Raw genomic sequence first — 687 nt, forward strand, 5'->3', positions numbered from 1 at the left:
ACATAACTGACCGTTGAGCTGAGGCTTTTTCGCATGACCACTTCGACATTATTAAACCAAACGTTGGGGTCGTAGCCTTGCTGTGCGGCTCGCTTGCGCATTTTCTCGACATTACCTGGGCCTGCATTGTAAGCCGCCAAGGTAAAGTAAATTTTGTTCTCAGCCGTAATGGCCTTATCGCCAAAGTACTGCCGACGTAAAAACGCTAGGTATTTCGCTCCTGCGTGGATGTTGTTTTCGAGTTGTCGAACATTTTTGATGTTGATGTTTGGATCGCGCGCTGTGCTCGGTAAGACTTGCATTATGCCCACAGCGCCTCTTGTGCCGACTAAGTTGTTATTAAATCCGGACTCTTTATACGCAACCGCCGCAATCAGCAAATAATCCAAGTCATATTTCTCCCCGTAGCGCGAAAACAGCGCCGACAGTTTTTCTAGCTGGGCAATTTTCTTAGGGTTAAGTGCCTTATTGAGCCAATTGGTATTGTCGATGTATTTGCTGTATATGACGTTTCCAAGGAGTGTACCTGAGCGAGATTTTTGGATGAATTTGTTCACCACTGCTTTGAGTTGAGGACTGTTTTGTCGCATTACCCAAGCGATGTTGCCGTTTTTGCGAAGAGGGACTTTCTTATGCGCTTTGATGTCATCCATCGCATTGAGCCAAAGTTTGGCTTTGTGGCTATCT

The 687-nt window shown here is 46.0% G+C and carries 1 protein-coding gene; it reads right to left on the reverse strand.

The annotated features are described in order from the left end of the window. Positions 1 to 687 (reverse strand): transglycosylase SLT domain-containing protein (locus tag R7O13_RS27270; protein ID WP_318305248.1); only part of this gene is annotated, 687 nt, incomplete at both ends.

It is taken from the genome of Vibrio sp. Y176, assembly GCF_033438945.1.